Source organism: Desulfosediminicola ganghwensis (assembly GCF_005116675.2).
GTDB lineage: Bacteria > Desulfobacterota > Desulfobulbia > Desulfobulbales > Desulfocapsaceae > Desulfopila > Desulfopila ganghwensis.
Genome location: NZ_CP050699.1, coordinates 4,224,139 through 4,243,972, shown reverse-complemented (window position 1 = coordinate 4,243,972; position 19,834 = coordinate 4,224,139). Strand labels below are relative to the sequence as shown.

At 45.2% G+C, this 19,834-nt stretch carries 22 protein-coding genes; 12 read left to right on the top strand and 10 right to left on the bottom strand.

What is annotated here, in order from left to right:
• Window positions 1-80: 80 nt before the first annotated feature.
• On the bottom strand, window positions 81-1,565 hold the full coding sequence (locus FCL45_RS18130) for an MltF family protein (RefSeq protein ID WP_136798486.1): 1,485 nt from the start codon (window positions 1,563-1,565) through the stop codon (window positions 81-83).
• A gap of 162 nt (window positions 1,566-1,727) precedes the next feature.
• Here FCL45_RS18130 and FCL45_RS18125 point away from each other — a divergent pair, with 162 nt between their 5' ends.
• Both FCL45_RS18125 and FCL45_RS18120 read left to right on the top strand, forming a co-directional pair.
• Entirely contained in the window at window positions 1,728-2,753 is a 1,026-nt protein-coding gene (locus FCL45_RS18125; protein WP_136798485.1) for an alpha/beta fold hydrolase, read from the top strand.
• A gap of 47 nt (window positions 2,754-2,800) precedes the next feature.
• A complete protein-coding gene (locus FCL45_RS18120; protein ID WP_136798484.1) occupies window positions 2,801-3,979 on the top strand; it encodes a mandelate racemase/muconate lactonizing enzyme family protein in 1,179 nt (392 codons plus the stop codon).
• A gap of 186 nt (window positions 3,980-4,165) precedes the next feature.
• On the opposite strand, the gene FCL45_RS18115 is transcribed toward FCL45_RS18120, so the two are convergent.
• Window positions 4,166-5,005 (bottom strand): cytidylate kinase-like family protein, encoded by an 840-nt coding sequence (locus FCL45_RS18115; RefSeq protein WP_136798483.1) that lies wholly within the window; start codon window positions 5,003-5,005, stop codon window positions 4,166-4,168.
• 1,134 nt (window positions 5,006-6,139) lie between these two features.
• Here FCL45_RS18115 and FCL45_RS18110 point away from each other — a divergent pair.
• The 5 genes from FCL45_RS18110 (at window position 6,140) to FCL45_RS18090 (ending at window position 9,167) form a co-directional block, all read left to right on the top strand.
• Entirely contained in the window at window positions 6,140-6,481 is a 342-nt protein-coding gene (locus FCL45_RS18110) for a hypothetical protein (RefSeq protein WP_136798482.1), read from the top strand.
• A gap of 376 nt (window positions 6,482-6,857) precedes the next feature.
• The gene (locus FCL45_RS18105) at window positions 6,858-7,232 is read left to right on the top strand and encodes a hypothetical protein (RefSeq protein WP_136798481.1); all 375 of its coding nucleotides are present in this window, start codon (window positions 6,858-6,860) and stop codon (window positions 7,230-7,232) included.
• 104 nt (window positions 7,233-7,336) lie between these two features.
• Window positions 7,337-7,936: a stage II sporulation protein M gene (locus FCL45_RS18100; RefSeq protein WP_136798480.1), complete on the top strand. Its 600-nt coding sequence runs from the start codon at window positions 7,337-7,339 to the stop codon at window positions 7,934-7,936.
• Window positions 7,937-8,001: 65 nt separating this feature from the next.
• Window positions 8,002-8,472: a hypothetical protein gene (locus FCL45_RS18095; RefSeq protein WP_136798479.1), complete on the top strand. Its 471-nt coding sequence runs from the start codon at window positions 8,002-8,004 to the stop codon at window positions 8,470-8,472.
• Window positions 8,473-8,573: 101 nt separating this feature from the next.
• Window positions 8,574-9,167 (top strand): DUF2238 domain-containing protein, encoded by a 594-nt coding sequence (locus FCL45_RS18090; RefSeq protein ID WP_136798478.1) that lies wholly within the window; start codon window positions 8,574-8,576, stop codon window positions 9,165-9,167.
• Window positions 9,168-9,796: 629 nt separating this feature from the next.
• On the opposite strand, the gene glgP is transcribed toward FCL45_RS18090, so the two are convergent.
• The 4 genes from glgP to FCL45_RS25125 all read right to left on the bottom strand — a co-directional run bounded on the left by glgP (window position 9,797) and on the right by FCL45_RS25125 (window position 14,742).
• Window positions 9,797-12,322 carry an alpha-glucan family phosphorylase gene (gene glgP, locus FCL45_RS18085; RefSeq protein ID WP_176360018.1) on the bottom strand — a complete coding sequence of 842 codons (2,526 nt, stop codon included), beginning with the start codon at window positions 12,320-12,322 and terminating at the stop codon, window positions 9,797-9,799.
• Window positions 12,323-12,485: 163 nt separating this feature from the next.
• Window positions 12,486-12,731, bottom strand: a complete 246-nt coding sequence (locus FCL45_RS18080) for a universal stress protein (protein WP_136800036.1) — start codon at window positions 12,729-12,731, stop codon at window positions 12,486-12,488.
• Between the two features lie 903 nt (window positions 12,732-13,634).
• Entirely contained in the window at window positions 13,635-14,075 is a 441-nt protein-coding gene (locus FCL45_RS18075) for an Hsp20/alpha crystallin family protein (protein WP_073616346.1), read from the bottom strand.
• Window positions 14,076-14,145: 70 nt separating this feature from the next.
• On the bottom strand, window positions 14,146-14,742 hold the full coding sequence (locus tag FCL45_RS25125) for a 2,3-bisphosphoglycerate-dependent phosphoglycerate mutase (RefSeq protein ID WP_176360019.1): 597 nt from the start codon (window positions 14,740-14,742) through the stop codon (window positions 14,146-14,148).
• A 484-nt stretch (window positions 14,743-15,226) separates the two neighbouring features.
• On the opposite strand from FCL45_RS25125, the gene FCL45_RS18065 reads away from it, so the two are divergent.
• Window positions 15,227-15,472: a hypothetical protein gene (locus FCL45_RS18065; protein WP_176360065.1), complete on the top strand. Its 246-nt coding sequence runs from the start codon at window positions 15,227-15,229 to the stop codon at window positions 15,470-15,472.
• Between the two features lie 229 nt (window positions 15,473-15,701).
• Here the strand turns inward: FCL45_RS18065 and FCL45_RS18060 are convergent, their stop codons facing one another.
• Window positions 15,702-16,211 carry a YgjV family protein gene (locus tag FCL45_RS18060; RefSeq protein ID WP_136800005.1) on the bottom strand — a complete coding sequence of 170 codons (510 nt, stop codon included), beginning with the start codon at window positions 16,209-16,211 and terminating at the stop codon, window positions 15,702-15,704.
• A 200-nt stretch (window positions 16,212-16,411) separates the two neighbouring features.
• Here FCL45_RS18060 and FCL45_RS18055 point away from each other — a divergent pair, with 200 nt between their 5' ends.
• A complete protein-coding gene (locus FCL45_RS18055; protein ID WP_153305577.1) occupies window positions 16,412-16,570 on the top strand; it encodes a hypothetical protein in 159 nt (52 codons plus the stop codon).
• A gap of 276 nt (window positions 16,571-16,846) precedes the next feature.
• Here the strand turns inward: FCL45_RS18055 and FCL45_RS18050 are convergent, their stop codons facing one another.
• Together FCL45_RS18050 and FCL45_RS18045 are read right to left on the bottom strand one after the other, a co-directional pair.
• Window positions 16,847-17,053 (bottom strand): tyrosine-type recombinase/integrase, encoded by a 207-nt coding sequence (locus FCL45_RS18050; RefSeq protein WP_228721360.1) that lies wholly within the window; start codon window positions 17,051-17,053, stop codon window positions 16,847-16,849.
• Window positions 17,054-17,148: 95 nt separating this feature from the next.
• Window positions 17,149-17,370 (bottom strand): carboxymuconolactone decarboxylase family protein, encoded by a 222-nt coding sequence (locus FCL45_RS18045; RefSeq protein ID WP_136800007.1) that lies wholly within the window; start codon window positions 17,368-17,370, stop codon window positions 17,149-17,151.
• Window positions 17,371-17,791: 421 nt separating this feature from the next.
• Between FCL45_RS18045 and FCL45_RS18040 the strand changes: the two genes are divergently transcribed.
• Window positions 17,792-18,325, top strand: coding sequence for a 4Fe-4S dicluster domain-containing protein (locus FCL45_RS18040; RefSeq protein ID WP_136800008.1), 534 nt, complete (start codon window positions 17,792-17,794; stop codon window positions 18,323-18,325).
• Window positions 18,303-19,166, top strand: coding sequence for a CoB--CoM heterodisulfide reductase iron-sulfur subunit B family protein (locus FCL45_RS18035; protein WP_136800009.1), 864 nt, complete (start codon window positions 18,303-18,305; stop codon window positions 19,164-19,166). The genes FCL45_RS18040 and FCL45_RS18035 overlap by 23 nt, the downstream gene beginning before the upstream one ends.
• Before the next feature lie 42 nt (window positions 19,167-19,208).
• On the opposite strand, the gene FCL45_RS25380 is transcribed toward FCL45_RS18035, so the two are convergent.
• The gene (locus FCL45_RS25380; RefSeq protein ID WP_136800010.1) at window positions 19,209-19,373 is read right to left on the bottom strand and encodes a helix-turn-helix domain-containing protein; all 165 of its coding nucleotides are present in this window, start codon (window positions 19,371-19,373) and stop codon (window positions 19,209-19,211) included.
• 137 nt (window positions 19,374-19,510) lie between these two features.
• On the opposite strand from FCL45_RS25380, the gene FCL45_RS18025 reads away from it, so the two are divergent.
• The gene (locus FCL45_RS18025; RefSeq protein WP_136800011.1) at window positions 19,511-19,807 is read left to right on the top strand and encodes an aspartate/glutamate racemase family protein; all 297 of its coding nucleotides are present in this window, start codon (window positions 19,511-19,513) and stop codon (window positions 19,805-19,807) included.
• Window positions 19,808-19,834 lie beyond the last annotated feature (27 nt).

Sequence of the window (19,834 nt, the reverse complement as noted above, 5' to 3'; positions counted from 1 at the left end):
GGCCAGCTCAAGGTGCTGTGGCGGAGACAACAAGGCTATACCAGTACTGAGTATGAAAGTAACCGGGATGTCCTGGTATTTCATTTGACGTCAGTGAGGCCGCGCTTACGTTTGATCTTGTCCGTAAGCATTTTGTACGCAACATAGTATTTTAAGATATTCTGAACATATCGTACAGTTTCCCGACCTATTCGCCTGGAGGCGATAATTTCGACATTGTCAAACCATATATTCGGGTTCAGGCCCTCATTTTCTGCCTCTTTCTGGAGTTGTATTATCTTGGCAGGTCCGGCATTGTATGCCGCCAGACACATCAGCCAGCGATCGAACTGGTCCATGTTCTCAGACTCGGAAAAATATCTGTCTGCCAGGAACCTCAGGTATTTGGTGCCTGCGTGGATATTGTTTTCCAAGGTATTGATATTGCCGATAGCCACTTCTTGTGATTTGGCTGTCGAAGGCAGTATCTGCATGATTCCGACGGCGCCTTTAAGGCTGATAGCATTCTGGTCCAGTCGTGATTCCTGATAGGCAAGAGCTGTGAGGAGTAATGGGTCAAAGTCGTATTTCGTCCCATATTTTTCGAAAAAAGGCTCAACCGTCATGAACTTAGTCAGGTTGTCTGCGTGGGTAGCATCTGTAATGTAGCTGGTGTCTTTGAGGTAGCGGTCAAACTGTATGTTTCCCCAGAGCGTGCCCCGTTTGTGGGTTGCCAGAAATTCGTCGATTATTTTTTTAAGCTCAGGGTTGTTTTTACGGATGCCCCAGGCAATGTTCCCTTCAGTCCCGACCTTTACATCGGGATGAAGGCGGATATTATCAAAAATTTCATTCCAGAAATCTGCTTTATGATCGTCCATAACGATTGCCGGTATCATGTTGGCGTTTACCATCTCCAGCAGGTCTTCGTCTTCAAAGTTCTCGTTGGCTATAGTGAGATTGATCTGTTCAATTCCTTTTTCCTTGAACTGCTCGTTCAGCTTCAGCAGATTCTCATAGTAACTGGAAGATTCCCTGACATATATTTCAATCCCTGCAATTTCTTCAACGCTATGCAGAGTTTTGTATGATTTGGGAGTTATCAGGATTTCGTTGACGTCTGTCATGAAGGGATCACTGAAATCCACTTGTTCCAGGCGATTTTCAGTGATAGTGAGATTCCCCATGATAATATCGCCGAATCCCTCATTAAGTTTTGTCAGAAGGTCTTTCCTGGCGGTGGGTACCACAACTAACCAGATGCTGAGGCTGGGATTATTCAATTTTGAATTGACGTATGCTTCAAACTTTTTAGCGCTGTCATAGCTGAGCCCGCGAGGTTCGGCGCCGTCATAGAAAAAGTATGTTTTGCTGTATGGAATAAGGACGCGGATAAGTCTGCGCTCAAGAATTTTATCGAAATCACCGGTAAAGGGAATATTCTTTTGAAGAATCGCCTCATGATCTATCTCGTTTGGAAAAGCGGCAATGGTACAGGCCGGATGGATAAGCATGGTTGCGGTTATTGCTGTCAGCAGAATAGAGATGAACTGATAGGCCCTGTTCAGTAATGAGTGATTACACATATACACACTGGAAACGAATAACTGGATTAATTGGTGGATTTAGACAATAGTAAAAAATTACCGCATAAGGAAAAATACGAGAATATCAACTTCCATCAGACCGGTAGTCTCTCCTTGGCTGACTGGCGTAAAGGGCAATATCAACCTGAGATAATATAGTTCATGATCGGCACCTTGGCAAAAAGACATCCCGCAGCAATACAGTTCTGCAGCTGCCTGTTCCTGCTTATTGCGTTGTTGGGGTGCAGTAAGAGTAACCTCGGCTTAAAAGATACGCCTGCCATCACCGAGGAAAGCTGGCGTTCGAATATCATTGCGCCGGCGGAGTATATTGAGGCACTGGAGCAGTCATCATTGATATATCTTGAGCGGGATGACAATGTGCAGATTCCCGTGCGGGTGTTTGGTGAAGAGGGAGAAAACTATCCTGTTGTTTTTACCCATGGTCTGCAAAGTCATTCTGCATGGTTTTCTTTATCAGCGTCTTTACTGGCTGAACGTGGCCATCCGGTTTATGTGTTTGATCGAAGCGGTTCCGGGCTAAGTGCCGCTCCACGTGGTGATATCAAAGATTTCAAATTATGGGCGAAAGAAATCAGTGAAGTCGCCGAATATGCGCTTGCCAGACATGGTTATGATCGACATTTGCTGGTCGGGCACTGCTTCGGTGCGATACCGGCGACGGTGTATGCATATCTTTATCCTGGTAAAGTGCAGGCGCTGGTACTTACTACACCGGCGTTCTACACCAGGACCAGTATTCCTTTCAGCGATATCCTGAGGATCGGTTTCAGTAAATCCGGAGAACGGGATTTTCTGGTGCCGGTAATGCTACAGCCGGAACTCTTCTCTGAGTTGGATGAATACGAAGTGTTTATTGAAAGTGACACCCTTGCCTTGCGGGCAGCAACGGGAGATTTTTATTATCAGGTAAATGAAGCGAGAAAATTTATCACCCGTCAGGTAGACTTGCTCAAAGTACCTCTCTTTGTCGCCCTGGCCGGTGAAGATCGCATTGGTGATAACCGGAAAAATGAAAAATTCTTCGACAAGATACCATACCCGGATAAGACGCTGGTAACATACGAGGATGCCCGGCACATTCTGGAATACAGCCCTGAGAGACAACGGTTTTTTACAGACCTTCTCAACTGGCTGAATGAACGGGATGAATTTGTCCACCATTGAATGGAAGGGTGGGCGAGTAGTTATTCCAATTTAGCGTAAAGACTATTATGGCTGCAATACGATCATTCGAACTGTTTTTACTGGACATCCCGTTTAAACACTCTTTCAAGCATGCGGCAGCAAGCAGGAAAACCAGTTCCAGTATTTTCCTCAAGTGTACTGTCGAAAGTGGTGATGGGGCTGATTCCCCCGGAGTGCACTACGGTTATGGCGAATGTCTGCCAAGATCCTATGTCACCGGCGAAACACGCGATGGAGCGTTTAAACTGTTACAAGACACTCTTCTCCCTGCATTGCTGGGCATGGAGTTTGATTCGCTTTCCCAGTTGATTCCTTTCCTGTCCGAATGCAATGGCAAAGCGCCGGTTGATTGGCTTGATCCGGAGACTCCTCAGACTGCAGCCTGGGCCGCTGTGGATCTTGCCCTGCTCGATGGGTTTGGTAGAGCTTTTGCTGAACCGGTCAAGCTGACCAACAACGCATTACCTGCTGATAACATCCGCTATAGTGCTGTGCTTTCTGCCGAGAAGGGGTGGAAGGCGGTAAAAATGGCGCTTGTCTATAGATTGTATGGTTTTCGTCAGGCCAAGCTAAAAGTAGAAAAAAGAGATGCGGTCGAAGCAGCCGGATTTTGCCGAAAGCTTCTGGGCAGCAAGTTCGATATCCGGGTGGATGCCAATATGGCCTGGGAAATTGATGAGGCGGTCGAGGTTATGCAGGAGCTGGCAAAGTTTGGTATTCGCTCGTTCGAACAACCGACAGCGGCAGATGATATTGGTGGTCTGGCGCGGCTCGTTAATGAAACGGGGCTTGAAGTAATGGTGGATGAAAGCCTTAATGATGCTGAATCGCTGGAAAAACTTATCGAGCAGGAGGCCTGTACTTCGGTCAATGTGCGGATTTCCAAGTGTGGTGGGCTGGTTGCCGCGTTTAACCGCTGCAAACGCGCAATAGAGGCTGGTATGATCATCCAGGTAGGCGCTCAGGTTGGTGAAACTTCTCTTCTGTCTTCGGCCCAGCTCATTTTATTGGCGGCTGTGCCCGAGGTTCGGTATGCCGAAGGGTGTTTCGGCCTGCATCTTTTGCATGAGGATCCGGTCAGCCCACTCAAACAGTTTGGTTACGGCGGAAGTCTGCCGCCAATGCCGGCCGGTCCGGGATTCGGGATTGAGGTGGATGAGGGAATGCTCAGGCGCTATAGTCGTAAAACGGTTGAAGTGAAATGATGTATTGATTTCTGATTACCCCTGATCTTCGGCTTGAAAAGGAGAAGATCAGGGGTGTGAAGTGAGAGGAGGCAGGTGTGAGACGTGGCAGATTGGCAAGTGGCCCTCCTTGAATCGATTCATTATATCAAGTTGCTGGGGCTCTTCCTGTAAGAGTGTTACGGTTGTCAGGCAGGTCTTTGTGGTTTAGCCTGCATCAATATTATGGAAATTGTTTACATGTCCTTTTGAAGAGGGTTCCTGGTAGACTATCTGCTGAATATTGAACTGCTCCTTCATCCGTCTGAAAAAGTGTTCACGGGTATCAGAGTCTTTCAGCTTCCCATTAACTGCGCTAAGCTGAATGGTAAAGTCATCAGATAATGTTACTTTTGTTTTGGGAGACAATTGAACAACCTGTGACTCAATCTCGGCGAGCATAGCTTTTATCCTTAATTGAGCTGTTGAATCAGGTGTTTCCTGGAATTGCTTTTTCCCTATTGTTTTAATAATAATATCTACGATGTCATCGACTGTTAGCGAATCTACACAGAAAACCATATCATAAAGACGGCTGTCCCATGTGTCCTTCCCATAGAGGCTAAGCCCCCATTTCCGTCGTTCTTCATCATCTTTCTTCAGGTTGTAGAGAACTTTTTCAGGTGAACTGTTTTTCTCCCTTCTCATTTCCTCCTGAATCCGGTCTTCCATTTTCGCGTTTATCCGGATTTTGAGAACATGGGGGATATCCTGAAGGAAGAAATGACCTGCTAAGCCGTGGTAAATTATATTTCCTCTCGACATACAGGAAAGAAAGGAGGTCTTGAAAAAGCTTATGTATCTCTCCCGTCCATTACTGAAACGATCCAGCACTGAGGGAGCATTGTGAAGAGCATTTTTTAGCTTAATTTCCGGGGTGTTAAACTGGTCTGAAGCACTTACCAGAATCTCGCGGGATATACACTCATAATTGAGTTCCCCGGCAAGTCTTTCCGCCACTTCTTTACCACGACTGTATGAACCTCTGGAAATTGTTATGACCGGCATAGGTCCTCCTCAGGTTTGGCCTTTTAAGGCATTCATCATAATCTGCGATTATGGCATACAAGGAGATCTTGAAGAGTGAAGAAACGAAATACTCACATTCTGATAAACGAACTGCAGTTCTCTGACGATAACAGCCACTACATAGTAGTGTATAACTCTATAATAATTTATGCTAATTTATTATGACGAAAGGTGCTGGATTCGTACAATAGGTGCAACAGACTGAAGATGGAAAAGCGAGAGAGTTGTCCATGGTGTCAGCTCCTACACTTAACCAAGGTCTGCACTGTATGAAACAACACAAAAACTACCGACAAAAGACGCTCAGGAAGCCATAAACATAACAAACGATCTCCGGAAACTGATCGTATTATTTCTGAATCTTTAGCACCTGGCTGGTCTCCTGAAGCAATAAGTCAGAGGATGAAAGTTGAATTGCCGCCTGAATCGGCCCCATGCCTAGTACTGGCTACACACGAACTTATAACGATAAAGCGTGTGGATGGATGTTATTCAGTCGACTGCCAAGGCATGGTAAAAAACGTTGGAAAGGTGGCAAGAGAAGACATCTGGCGGGAGCTTCGTTTGATACCTCAGCGACAGGATATTTCAAAAAGACCTGCAATTGTAGCCAGGCGCAGTCGCATTGGTGACTGGGAAAGGGAGGCTGTCCACGGCAAGAAAGGGTTACCTGATGACACTTGTTGCTCGAATGAGCAGGTTCACACTGGTTCGACGAAGTTCTAAGAAAACAAAAGATCAGGTGGCCTCAGTAATGACAGCGTTGTTGAGAAAGTGCCTGAGGTCCGAACAATTACCCTTGGCTAACGGTTCGAAAATTGCCGATCATTTAACAGTTTCTGAAGCGACAGGGGCGGAGATTTAATCTGCCAAGCCAGATGCGAGTTGGCAGCGTGGAACCAATGAAAACACAAATGGCAGGATCAGGCGCTTCTGGCCCAAGGGATTTGATATCTCATCTCTGTCGGAGCAGAAAATAGAGGATAGGATTTTATTGTTAAACCTAACACCGAGAAAGGTACTTGGAGGGCTAACTCCCTTGGAAGCCTTTTAAGGTAAGAGTGTTGCACTTATTACTTAAATCTTGCATACGTCATAGTTAAAGAGAATAATATGTTTACAATATTTGGAAAATTATTTCGAAAATCAGATGGTATAGAAGATGGCGAGAATGAATTATGGGTAATGATACAAGAAAATTCATTCTTTAGGGATAACAGCCACCTTGCTATAGTTGATGAACTTGCTGAAATAATAGAAAATAAGAAATTGGGTGAATTCGATGGACATAGTAGCGGCGCCTATCAGTTAGAAGTAAATTTTTTAGAAGTTCGTAACTATAACAAAGTTAAGGGAATTATTATTGATTACTTTGCTGCAAAGTATCCAGGTCTTGAGTATACTATATCTCAAGGCTATGAAACAATATATGAGAAGTTAGAATGTGTTAATTGATAGTGTCATTTTTAGCTGGCACACTCGTTCTTCGTTTACTCACTAAGAACGTACCTCGTCTCCAATCTTATAGATAAAAGGTCTTTTGTCCTTGAAAAATTATATGCAATAAATATTCGGGACGGACCCAGAATGAGTGCTATGGAGCCTATCTTTTTGGTGTTTTTCTTGGAGGAATTGGGCTTTAAAAAATCAAAGGAAAATCAATTTATTCTAAAAAATATTATAAATTTAAAACATAAACATACTGGTAAAGCACCGAACTTGGAAGTTTAACTCGCTTCGCTCTCGAAATTCCGGAGAGTGGGGTGTTAGTCACTTACTCATTTCATCCCACCATGACAGCCTCTGAATTTGAGGTCTTCTAACGGAACAGATGATGAAAAAAACGATACTATTATTGAGGTTGAGTTACTGGATCGCCGCAATAGCAGATTTCGTTATTGCCATCCTTGCCTGGATACCGGAAAGGATGGGTTTAGAGGAAATTGCTTATCCGATGGGGCTCTTTTCTGTCATTGCATTCTCTTGGACCTTAATGTTGCTAATGGCTGACAGAAAACCAATTGAACGAAAGTGGGTGCTGATTCCAACTATTATCGTTGTTACATTGATCACCATGGTAAGAACCATATTTTCTCTGGGCGAAACTATTGAATTTAATTTGGCACTGTTTCTTTTTGCAATTGCTCTGATTATTCTTATGACGTACAGCTATTATTATGCGAGCAAACAGGAAACAAACAGATGATACTGTTCTAAGTGTGCCTAAAGGCAAAATTTAGTGGCAAAGTGCCGGCTACGCACGCACTCTAAGAAAAGTAGGCCAGCCCCCAATGAAATACGTTGAAATAAATGAAATTTAACAGTAACCAAATCATTCAAATCTATATACAATATGTTGCGGCTTCATTTGAAGAGCAAAAAAAATACACCCTTTTTACGGTATTAATGTTAATTGTCGGCGGTATCACGGGATTTGCTGATGTTCTGGGGATTAACGAAGAAGTAAACAAAATGGTTTTAACTTTTGTAGCTCAATTTCAAAAATTTCATGGAATTGAACTGTTTACCAAGATTTTTTATCAAAATGCGAGAGCGGCATTGATTGTAATACTAGCTGGAATTATTTTTTCCATCTTTCCTGTCTTTGCTGCTATAACTAATGGATTGATAATAGGTTGTGTTGTTTCTACTTCAAAAAGTAATATCGGCATAAGTAGTCTTGAAAGTATATTGCGGTTAATACCCCATGGTATCTTTGAAATTCCAGCTTTTGTGCTTGCAATAGCACTAGGAGTAAAATTGGGGCTATGGCCTTTTAATACAAATAAAATTGAATACATTAAAACCACCCTCAAAAGAGCTGCCCACAACTATATATTAATAATAATCCCGTTATTAATCGTGGCAGGTTTGATCGAAGTAGCACTTATAGAGATAAGCAGAAATTAAAAAAACATAACAGGCACGCACCCCTAGATTTAACATTGTGTGCGTAGCTGCAATATAGGAATCGAATGAAATTACCCAAACAGTTAGCGAAGGAAGAAATCGAATCAGAAGTTCGAGCAGCACTAGAAACAGAGAGCATCCAACTTTGTAGCGATTCGAAAATGTATATTCCTGTTTTGCAACTCAACCAAGAGTTGCGTAAGCAGATTTTCTCTGCGAAATTTCGTGGTGAATTGATAATTGGTTCAAGGTCTGTAGAAAAGACGTTAGAAAATGAACAGCACGGATTGCAAAAGGTCAATAACAAGAGCGACCGTGTGTCAAGGTTGTTGATTGTAACAAATGACGGAACGCCTCGCTTTTATCGCCAATTAGAGTTCCTTCAGCAGAAGCAGGGAGGGAGAGTGCTGATTTGCCGTCTGGATATTGATTCCATATTGATGGGAAGTATCCTTGGTCTAAAGGACAAGCAGGTGAAAGCTATTCTGCTGAATAGAAAGGAATCTGTGGTAAATGTACTTAAAAGTCTGCTGTAAGCTGACCAGATGTCTCCTGAATTATCAAGGGAAGATATAATCAGGATTTATTCTTCAATATTTGAGCTTTGACTGAGTTTCAAGGGTGATCAGGTCAATCTATGAAATATATCTGGGTAACAATATTTTTTCTTTCTTTGCTCTGGTCTGCAATTAAGCCAAGTGATTACTTCACTTGGCTTCTTGAAGTGTTACCCGCAATGGTAGCTTGTATCGTTTTAATACTGACATATATAAAATTCAAATTCACGTATCTTGCTTATTCTTTAATTCTAATTCATTGCATTATTTTAATGATTGGTGGTCATTATACGTATGCTCAAGTGCCTTTCTTTGACTGGTTAAAAGAAGTGTTTGATCTAGATAGAAATAATTACGATAAAGTTGGTCACTTTGCTCAAGGATTTATCCCCGCACTTGTTGCCAGAGAGATCCTGATCAGAAAAAATATAATCAACGGCAAAACATGGATGAATTTTTTCATCGTATGCTTTTGTTTAGCTTTCAGTGCATTTTATGAACTCATAGAGTGGTGGGTAGCCGTTTCTACAGGTGAGTCTGCAGAAGCCTTTCTGGGAACCCAAGGTTACGTTTGGGATACTCAGTCAGATATGGCACTAGCGTTATTGGGTTCTATCTGTAGTGTAATTCTTCTTGCCCGAGTACATGATAAACAACTCGATAGAATGACGTAATCAGGCATTTTATGCGGCGCGACGTAAACAACGACGGCATGGATGGAAAATGGAACAGATTTGTTTTCTCGGTACTAGAAAAATCTAACCCAAAAAATATAATAATTGCCAAATAGTGTTTCAGCAAATTCTTGATGGTTTAGAATAGTCTCTACCTACTGTGCATCGCTGATCCCGAAATTTTGGGTCGGTTTGATTTCAAGCATCCTGGCTCTGAAAAACATCAGGAATCGTCTTCAGTTGTCCTATCTGCCAATCACATCAGATAGCCGATGAACATCTTCAATCTCGCCTTGCACGATTGTGTCGTTACCTTCCAAGCTGCCTAAGACTATTGGAGACCAAAATCTGGGAAGGCTCGACTATAAATGAACAGTAGACATCTCAACTTCAAGATTCGGTGGAATCTTCAGTCATTCGGAATGGCTATATTAATCGCGTTATTGGATGGAGCATCTTGTCCCAGCACAAGCCACTTGGAACAGGGGTAATAACGATGTCAGTACAGCCATTATCGGCCACTATTTAACCGATAATTTAGGCATCCTTAGCATGCCCACAGTATGTCATATTGAAGCAAGCAATGCTGCACCCAGAATGGCCCCAGTATTCAATTTCTTATGGAAGCGTCATTCCCGCCAGAGAATAAAATTGATTTCTACAGGCACTGAGGCATCCGCATGATATGGTATCACTCTCGGAGTGTAGTCTTGTGCAGATCGCCCTTTTGATACAACTGCATGATATTGATAGCCGATAACAGACCCTGATAGCCTCTCACCACGATCCATGGTTATGCGGACGGGATTCGAATCAGGTGACAGCGGGTCAGCATACAATTCAACCCTAACTGCTGACGGATGCACCTCACCCAGATAGACTTCAACGAGAAACAGGTTTCGCACGGAAGACTCATCGACAGTGCATTGCCCAAAACGCAGCTGCTGCCAGTGACTAAGAAGAGTAAGATGCCACTCATCCAGGGCGGTTGCAAGACTACCATTGTCTGCGGCCCTCCGTTGATACGCCGCTGCTGCCGGCACATAGTAATCGCTGGTGTACTCTCGCACCATCCGATTGCAGGAAAATAGTGGCGTCAGTCGTGCCATGCTATGCCGCATTCTGGTCACCCATGCCGTGGGAATGCCGCGTTCGTCGCGGGTGTAGAATGCCGGTACCACTTCCTCCTCCAGCAGCATATACAATTCTTCAGCCTCTTTGGCATCCCAGGCGGGATCGTGATCGTGCTCCTTTCCATCACCAAGTGACCAACCTACTCCAGGTTCATAGGCCTCGGCCCACCAGCCATCAAGTTCGGACAAGTTGAGCCCTCCGTTAACCAGCACCTTCATTCCACTGGTACCGCAGGCTTCCCAGGGCCGGCGAGGTGTATTCAACCACAGATCAACACCCTGGACCAGTTCAGCAGCAAGGCCCATATCATAATCCTCAAGGAAAACTCCATGCTCACGCACTTCCGGTCGGCGCAAATACTCACTCCATTCGCGGACCAGCCTTTTTCCTTCTTCATCCTGAGGATGTGCCTTACCGGCAATAATAAGCTGAACAGGATGCTGTGGGTGCGTGAGTAGGTGGGTCAATCGTTCCGGGTCGGTAAGTAGCAACCCTGGTCTCTTGTAACTGGCAAAGCGGCGAGCGAAGCCGATTGTCAGCACATGCGGATCAAGCGTCTCACGGCATTGCCGAAGATCTTTTTCAGACAGGCGGCAAGCTTCCTGCTGGCAAATTAGACGACGGCGCACCGCTGTAATGAGCGGTTGGCGTGCCTCATTGCGCATAGTCCACAATTTTTCATCGTCAACGTTTTTCAAGGCATACTCGACGGTTTCCAGGGTGCTGAACCAGCTGCCCTTGCCGCACCGTTCAGTCCAGAGCGTATCGGCAGCCGCAGAATCCCACGATGGCACGTGCACACCGTTTGTGACATGTCCTATGGGGATTTCCTGTTGGGGCCAACGGGGAAAGAGGGGACGAAAAATTTGACGGCTCACCTCTCCGTGCAAGCGACTGACGCCGTTTGTCCTACCGCAGCCCCGGAGTGCGAGATATGCCATGTTAAAGGAATCATGGTTCTCGGCCTCCCGTGAACATCCCAACGAGAGTAGAGCTTCCATGGATATGCCGAGCGTCTTCGTATATTCGGAAAAATATTGCGTCATAAGCCCTGGTGGGAAACGATCAAAACCTGCTGCTACGGGCGTATGGGTTGTAAATATATTGCCAGCCCTGGTTGCCTGAAAAGAAATACTGAATGAACGATCATGCTGATCCATAAACCGGCGGGCTCGCTCCAGCACGACGAAAGCGGCATGCCCTTCATTGAGATGACATACCGAAGGTGATATCTTCAGTGCGTCCAGCAACCGCCAGCCGCCGATACCCAAAACGATTTCCTGTCGCAGGCGCATTTCGGTTCCGCCACCATACAATTCACCGGTGATGCCACGGTCGCCCGGCGCATTGAGCAGATCGTTACTGTCGAGCAAATACAGAGGAACTCTTCCAACCTGCGCCAGCCAGCCACGTAAATGCAGTGTCCGGCCGGGCAGTTCGACACTGACCCGTAGCCATTCGCCATCCGGGCCCTGGAGAGGGAGCACCGGCAGCATGGTGGGATTGTTGAACGGAAAAAATGCCAGCTGTACCCCATTGGTGTCAAGCGCCTGACGAAAATACCCCTGCTGATAGAGCAGTCCAATACCCACCACGGGAATACCCAGATCACTTGCAGTCTTGAGGAAATCCCCTGCGAGCACACCCAAACCGCCCGAATAGATGGGCAGTGCATCACTTAAACCGAATTCCATGCTGAAGTAGACCACAGATCCCAGGCGATCACTTCCATACCTCTCATCATACCATGTGGGCTGTCTCATATACGCCTGTCGATACGCCAGCTGGTTCCGAAGTTCCTCCATAAAGGCTGGATCGGCAGCCAACGTTTCCAACCGCATTCTCGAAACACTTTCCAGAATCAGCCATGGATCTTCCGTACCTTCCCAGATCTCCGGATCAATTGCCCGCCATAGAACATCGGCACAATGATTCCAGTTCCATCGCAGATCCAGCGCCAAGTCCGTCAGCCCTTTAAGCGAAGCTGGTAGAGACCGGGGCAGGTATCGTTCGGGGTTCATGGTCCGCCTCCTTCAGTCAGTTTGAATACTCCAGTTATCATCTCATAGTCTTTCAAAAAGCTAGTTTTCAGTTTCTGGATCCGCATCCGTTTACGGTTAGCTGGATTACTTGTAGTTTGTCCTGAGTGACATTCAAGGCAGCTCTTGCTCTCTCAGCACTTGACTACCTATATGGATTTATAACCAATACCGGGCATGGAGCCTTTCTGAGAAATTGTTCGGAGATACTGCCGAGAACAATTTCACCCTGTGTCTGTTGGCCATGGGTCCCGACAATGATCATATCGGCCTTCTGGCTCTCTGCATGGGTGAGAATTTCACTGACAATATCACCAGCTACCACAATTATGTGATATTTTCGGCATTCACGGGCAGCATTAATGATGCCCTTCAAAAGTGGAGATGACATCTTGAAGGGAATCCTGCAATGCTTTCCAGGTATCCTCAACCCCTTCCATAATTTGCTCCGACACACTGTCCTGAGTCCGATTCAATTCGAGCAACCGCTGCTTTGCTTCTTCAATTCTCTGTTCCAGCAAATCAATACGTCCGACATTTTCGGATCAAACACTACCTGCTACGCTTTTGATGTTAGCTTTGAACTCAGCAAGTTTGACTTGTGCCAGTTCAACATCGTTTTTAAGCTTTTCCTGTAATTTTTTTTTATCACTCATTGTATTCTCCTCAAATAAAGAAAGGTGAGACGATCGTATGCGTTCAGCAGCACCCCATCTTCGCACGATCAGGCTGTCGTGCAGAGGACTCATCTGAATACTCATGGCAGAACCTGTCTTCCACATGAGATGCAGCAGAAGTGTACCTATAATCTTAGTTCAGCAATTCCCATGCTAAGTGCCCGATACCAGCTCTCTCTACACCCCATCACTCTGCATTTTTAGTATAATTCACTTATGCCGCCTCCTCTGAATGTGTGTCGTCACCCACAGGCTAAAGGTCATATTTAACCACTTGGGCAAATATGACCTTTAGACCCTCACTGTCGATGCAGCCATTCCCATTTTATTGGAGCATCTTGTATGCGACGCAATGCTTAGTGCTCACTGTTGTGCTTCACTTCAAGCTCTCGCAAAGGGAATAAAATATGCGAAAAGCTGACAATGTCATGGCTGTCCTGTAATGCTTCAGTTGGAAATGGAGAATCCATTGTTTTGAGTTGGTTGGCCATCCTGATAGCTGGACAAGAGAGTTTATATGATCTTACGTTATCGGCTTGTAAACGTTCAGCAGTGAACCGGCTGGGAAAAGCAAGTGCTTTTCCCAGGTCCTATTGATAGTTAGAATTCATTTCTTGTTACTCTACTTTAATCTCAATGGCTTTTTGCTTTACCTCCTCAGTCTTCAGAATCTGCAGGTTCAGCATGCCATCCTTGAACGAAGCCTTGATGTTCTTTTCATCGACATTGTCGGGCAAGGTAAAACTCCGGGTGAAGATTCCGAAAGATCGTTCGATTCGATGGATTTTTTTTCCTTTCTCCTCTATCTCCTGTTTTCTCTCCCCCCGAATCGTCAAGATACCATTGTCTACTGTAACCTTGACATCTTCTCTATTTACCTCGGGAATTTCTGCTTTGATTACGAATGCCTTATCGGTCTCAATGATGTCTACACGGGGAGCCCAATCCCCTGCAGCAATAACCTCTTGGCTTCCCGCTCGAGGTTGCCCTACAGCTCTCGTGTAGCGTTCGACCATATCCTCAATTTCTCGCCATGGATCCCATCGTACTATTGCCATAATGAACCTCCATATTTGCGGGCATTTGTTTTCCCAACTGGACGATTCCCGCATTCAGCCCATCAGGGGGTTACGTGGATTTCTCTGTGTTTCCAGAATGGTCAACATTTTCATTATCGCTTTTTCCGGCGCTGTTCGAGGATGGCTGCTCGGGAGATATGTTCGCCATTCCCGATGGGGCTACTGACAGCATCTTCCTCAGCTCCTCTCCCTGCACGCTTTCCTTTTCAAAAAGGATATGGGCCAGATCATTCAAGACACCCTGCGCTCTGAGAGAAGCTTCATTGATAATGTTGGCCAGGTCCGCCCCGACAAAACCCGGTGTGCGACCGGCGATTTTGCCGAGGTCGACATCGGGACCAAAAATCACATTTCTGGAATGGATCTTCAGGATGGCTTCACGTCCATGGATATCCGGTCGGTCGACCAGGACCTGCCGATCGAGTTCGTCCAAAACGATCCATAGCGTTCGAATAGCTCGCTTGAGTAAAGAGGTGTAGGCGACATCGAACCGGTATCCCGCCTCGCGCAAGGCAGCACCAGCCTTATGTGCCTCGGCGATTCCGGCTTCGGCAAGGTCTACGTCTTGCCAACCGGTAAAGCGGTTCTGCTGGTTCCAGTCACTTAACCCGTGCCGCAGGAGTACAAGTTTGTGCCTGCTCTCCATAATTGGCTCCCCTGATCCAGGAGATAAGAATTCAAGATTTTGGGATATTGAGCTTTCACTCTGTCAGTTGATCCTGGCCTGCATGCGAGTCATGTGTAGTCATATGCGTCCACCACGAACATGTTGTGCACCAGCATTCACTATCTGGGATATTGAATTTTTAGAGCCACCTTTTCGGCCTTTTGCAATTATTAAGCCGAAACCTGATTGGCGGACATGAATCGATGATTTCTAGTTGGGTAAATATCGTATTATCGGATAGATGCACTTTCGAGCAATGTTCGCTAATTACCCTTCGGCCTAATACACCACAGTCGTTAAAATTATATAGCCTCTTCTGTATGTTCTCAAAGAAAAATTCTGATTTCTAGGCTTTAATAAAAGTTGGCCATTGGGTGAAAACTCGACCAACAGCCCTGCTGCATTAGGACTGCTAAGACAGTTTGCTAAAGCTATTAGCTGCGTACGACCAAAGAGATGGGGGGTGCCGATCCTGACCATCTTCAAACAGTTTGAAGTAGACTCAAGCTTGAAAAGTGATGTATATCCCCTGCACAACAGGGTGTGTCTCGTTGGCTTTGGAGCAGTATCATCAGCTCGAACCACCCCGGAACGATTGAAGGAGATGGGGCAGCCATCCTCGATGGAGACAGCAACAGATTTATCCTGGCAATACATTGCCGTGGATTCTTCACCTCGGTTTACCTTGTTCCTGATGCTCTTCAGGTAGACGGAGGTGGAAAGCCGATCCCAAGCTTTTGCGGATCAGAACCGGCGATGCACAGTCTATATACGTAACAAAACCTGTTTACCGTCAAATCCCTTAGCGTGCATTTTCGCATGAATCTGGGCGGTACCCTATAACCGGAAAAGTTTTACCCGATAGGTGAAACCGTTACGATTAAATGTATGGAACTACGGCGTAAGTGTTCTGAGTTTTCAGGATCAGGAAAGGGCTCTTAGTTCACCGCTGTCCTACGAGGCCGTATATAATATCTGAAATACCCGACCAAGTTGGATGATAGGAAAATCGTCTCCAGAAGTACGGCACCAGGAGAGCCAGCAAGATAGTTATGAATGATCCAGAGCCCGGCGCATACGGCCATGAACTGACGAAGTGGCTTGTCGTCTTTGCAAAAGGAGGCAATGGTGCCGAATGTCGTGGCTGCGCATCCAAGCAGGGTGAGGTATCCGTCATAGGTGAACAGACCGATAAGTGCTACGGACACCAGGAAAGAAATGAGTACCCGGGTAGAGGTCGTATATAGGCAGGCGGTGAATCGAGCAAGGGAGAGCAGGGCTAGCCCTGCGGCTGTCCAGTGGCCAAGACACATGAAATGAAGGCCAATCAGGGTACAGGAGATAAGAAAACAGTAGACGATATGTTTCTTTTGCTTGAACTGAAATGATGCCAGATCGGTTATGATGGCAAAGCCAATGAGGATTTGGGATAAAGTGTAGAGTGACATGGCAACTGCCTATAGAGATAAAGGAGTAAAAACGAAAGCATCAGGTACGCATTTACACGGAATAACCATCTGGTTGCAAGCCTTTTCCGTTCTGGTAGAAAAAAGTAAGGATACAAAGGGAGAAGAACTATCTTCTCTTCCTTGTATGTGACAGGCAAGGCTACAGCTCTCCGTCCCTGTATCTACTTTGGAGGTTAGAAATGGCAGCTATAGCCTACTTCTACCTTTCACCAGTAGAGATTCTTCCTGAAGCCCTTCAGACCCGCCTCAGCCGCGAGCAACCTCACTCACCAGACAGGGGCAACCTCATCTTCACAGTCTATATACGTAACAGATCCTGTTTTTTCTTTTTAGATTGATCTGTTAGCTATACTCTATTTTCATGCCTCTTTGCGTCCGATGTCAAGTCTATCACTAGACTGTGCTCGCTTGCCCTGGGATCAATCAACTGCTATTCTTTTAATACTCATCCGGAGGATAGGGCAACGCTGAGGAGCGACCCGAGCGCCGAGATGAGCACCGTAAGGGTGGCGGCCGGGTTGTATTACCCGGTCTTCCTTTTTTTCATCCATCCTTATGGTCATAATGCTTTAAACCTCGGGGGGTAGGGGGCAGAGCCCCCTGGACGTCTGTGGTCATTCCAGCTGCCTGATTGTGGTCTTCGCTACCACTATTTCCATTGCCTGAAAATAATCTTTCTGCGCTTTCAGATTCGATAATTTGCTATAACCCTGGGTTATCTTGATCTTCGTGTGCCCCAGTATTTCCTGGATACTCACCAGATCAGCATTGGCATTGAGGAGTTGGGTCACCATGGTATGTCGGAGCCTGGACGGCCACAATCAAGTCCCCATGGACGGGTTTAAATCGTCCCGCAATAACAGGTACATCATCCCTCGGATTACGTGCTGAGGATGAGTGGTAATCAGATTATGGTTTATTTCATTATCTCCCGCTCTCTTAAGTATTCGGCAATGATTAACGCTTTACTCCAGGCCAACGTTCCACCCATACTGATTGCTACAGAGCAGGTCTCAAAAATCTCTGCTGGTGTTGCCCCAAGTTCAATTGCATGTGACGTCTGAGAAATCATGCAATCCTTACATCCTGCTTGAATAGCAACAGCTAATGAAATCAACCGTTTTGTTTTCAGATCGATGGGACCTTCACTTTAATCAGCACCTTTCACAGGACCATTTTAAGCGTCTGTCAGTTCTGGCATCTCCTGTTTGGAGATATCGAACAGTTGCCACATTTTTTCTTCATACTTCAGGATTGATTTGTCAATGTTGTTATAAAGGAAGAGTTCTTTTGGTGAATTCACATAACATTTTATGCAGTAAATATATGCACTTGACCATATTTCACCATTAAGCAGCAAAACACCAGCAGTACAATTCAACTCTCCAATATATCGAACAGGATAAGCGTCTGAAGAAGTACCTAAAATAGAAACATCAATTTGACATAGGTCAATGGCCTTCTCCTATTGAATGGTTACAATGTAGTAGTTGTAAATTCGATATTCTTTCTTGGATTAGGAGAATAAGCAGCATCAAGTATGACCAAAAGGATTCCTGATGAAACTGTCAAGCCAAGAGATGAAGCGTGTTTTAGAAGATGTCCGTGGCCACTCCGAAGTTAACTTCAATCTCTGTTTCCAGTGCAGAACCTGCGCCAATGCTTGTCCCTTTTTAGATGCAATGGACATTCATCCCAATGTGATTATGCGAATGCTCCAGTTTGGGATGGGCGAGCCCGTACTCAAATCATCCACAATCTGGGTCTGTGTTGGTTGCAATACCTGTTGTGATAGTTGTCCGATGGCTATCGATATCCCAACGGTTATGGATGCCCTGCGACAATTGGCAATGGAAAAAGGGGTTGCTATAGGTGAACCGGATATTTTGAACTTTCATGAACAGATGCTTAAGTCCGTCAAGAAATATGGACGGGCCCATAAACTTGAAATCATGATGCGGTATAAGCTGAAGAAAAAGGATCTTTTTCAAGATATCGGCCTTGGTTTAACCATGCTCGCTAAACGAAAGCTCGATCTTAGAGCCAAAAAAGTTAAGGATATACAGTCCATTGAAAGCATCTTTAAAAAGTAAAGAAAACACCTACGCCTATTTTCCAGGGTGTTCCCTGGCTGCTTCCGGTCACGAAAACAATCGCTCAATTTATAAATTCTGCGAAAAGGTCGGGATACATCTTGAGGAATTAGATGACTGGAACTGCTGTGGTTCCTCCTCTGCCCACAGCATAGATTCTGAGGCTGCCGCCCTTCTTCCACAAAGAAACATCTCCCTTGCTCAACAAGGACTTCCCCTGCTGGTTGCCTGCCCAAGTTGCTACATCAGGATGCGCTCAACCCATGAAGAGCTGAAAAGCGATGACCAGGCAAAGGAGATGTACAAAAACCGATGGGAGCGAAATTTTGATCAGGATCTGGAAATAATCCATTTCTTTGACCTGTTAACGAAACTTGATCAGACTGTTATTGATAAGAACATGACCAAACCGCTCAACGGTATTCGCTTCGCTTCATATTACGGGTGCATGCTGGCAAAGCCTCCAATCCTTAGAAAAGACAAACGGCATACAGGAATTATGGAGAAAACCCTAAAAATGCTTGGTGCAGAACCTGTTTCCTGGCAAAACTTTTCCAAGTGTTGCGGAACGTATTTGTCGGTTGCCAAGCCAGAGGTTACTACCAAGGTGGTCAACCAGATCATGGATAACGCAATAGAATCGGAAGCCGAATGTCTGGTAACAGCCTGTGCAATGTGCCACCTGAACCTTGAAATTCGATGTTCATTAAAACAACAAATCCCAACATTCCATTTTTCTGAGCTCCTTTGTATTGCCTTTGGTGTCGATGATCATAAAAAATGGTTCAAACGCCATCTTGTGGACCCAGTGCCGCTGTTAAAAGAGAAGGGATTAGTCTGAAATCCATCAATCGAACCTTGAGAACAGATGATAAAGAACAAATCATTGTTTACAGTCTCTATTTGAAAATCCATATTGTTTAAGCTTCCTGTAAATAGTTGGCCGACTAATATCTAGCTTTGTTGCGGCCTGCCGAATATTCCCGTTCAGATTATTGACAGGGGTGATCAGGACCGGAGCTTCTCCGACCTTTTCTAGATGCAGCAATTTCTCTTGAAAAGGAAGGCGTAAAAGCTATCACCGGCAGCTGCGGTTTTCTGGCAAGATTTCAAGCTGAACTATCAGAAGCGGTATCCATCCCTGTCTTTTCATCCAGTCTTTTACAGCTTCCCTTATTATGCATTATGCATGGTGGTGAAGCAAACATCGGCATACTCACAGCAAGTTCATCAGCAGCTTTAAACTCTGATCATTTCAAAGACATTAGTCTTAGTATTGAGGATTTTCATATTCGTGGAATGGAAGGCTGTTCGGAATTCTGGGAAACCATTGTCGAAGGTAAGCGTAACGACTTTGATATGGTGAAGTTAGAAGAAGAGATCTGTGATTCAGCCTTCAAACTCGCGACAGAGCATAGCTTAAACGCCTTGCTACTCGAATGCACAGATCTTTGCGCGTTTCAAAGCAGAATTAGGCAGTAACCAGGCTGCCAGTCTACGATATCAACT

Bases quoted from the DNA above. Each gene is read 5' to 3' on its own strand.
- FCL45_RS18075 (WP_073616346.1), bottom strand. From the start codon at position 14,075: ATGGCAATAGTACGATGGGATCCATGGCGAGAAATTGAGGATATGGTC.
- FCL45_RS18040 (WP_136800008.1), top strand. From the start codon at position 17,792: ATGAAACTGTCAAGCCAAGAGATGAAGCGTGTTTTAGAAGATGTCCGT.
- FCL45_RS18115 (WP_136798483.1), bottom strand. From the start codon at position 5,005: ATGCCGGTCATAACAATTTCCAGAGGTTCATACAGTCGTGGTAAAGAA.
- glgP (WP_176360018.1), bottom strand. From the start codon at position 12,322: ATGAACCCCGAACGATACCTGCCCCGGTCTCTACCAGCTTCGCTTAAA.
- FCL45_RS18080 (WP_136800036.1), bottom strand. From the start codon at position 12,731: ATGTCATCTCCACTTTTGAAGGGCATCATTAATGCTGCCCGTGAATGC.
- FCL45_RS25125 (WP_176360019.1), bottom strand. From the start codon at position 14,742: ATGGAGAGCAGGCACAAACTTGTACTCCTGCGGCACGGGTTAAGTGAC.
- FCL45_RS18130 (WP_136798486.1), bottom strand. From the start codon at position 1,565: ATGTGTAATCACTCATTACTGAACAGGGCCTATCAGTTCATCTCTATT.
- FCL45_RS18110 (WP_136798482.1), top strand. From the start codon at position 6,140: ATGTTTACAATATTTGGAAAATTATTTCGAAAATCAGATGGTATAGAA.
- FCL45_RS18120 (WP_136798484.1), top strand. From the start codon at position 2,801: ATGGCTGCAATACGATCATTCGAACTGTTTTTACTGGACATCCCGTTT.
- FCL45_RS18025 (WP_136800011.1), top strand. From the start codon at position 19,511: ATGCATGGTGGTGAAGCAAACATCGGCATACTCACAGCAAGTTCATCA.
- FCL45_RS18060 (WP_136800005.1), bottom strand. From the start codon at position 16,211: ATGTCACTCTACACTTTATCCCAAATCCTCATTGGCTTTGCCATCATA.
- FCL45_RS18125 (WP_136798485.1), top strand. From the start codon at position 1,728: ATGATCGGCACCTTGGCAAAAAGACATCCCGCAGCAATACAGTTCTGC.
- FCL45_RS18095 (WP_136798479.1), top strand. From the start codon at position 8,002: ATGAAATTACCCAAACAGTTAGCGAAGGAAGAAATCGAATCAGAAGTT.
- FCL45_RS18090 (WP_136798478.1), top strand. From the start codon at position 8,574: ATGAAATATATCTGGGTAACAATATTTTTTCTTTCTTTGCTCTGGTCT.
- FCL45_RS18100 (WP_136798480.1), top strand. From the start codon at position 7,337: ATGAAATTTAACAGTAACCAAATCATTCAAATCTATATACAATATGTT.
- FCL45_RS18055 (WP_153305577.1), top strand. From the start codon at position 16,412: ATGGCAGCTATAGCCTACTTCTACCTTTCACCAGTAGAGATTCTTCCT.
- FCL45_RS18105 (WP_136798481.1), top strand. From the start codon at position 6,858: ATGATGAAAAAAACGATACTATTATTGAGGTTGAGTTACTGGATCGCC.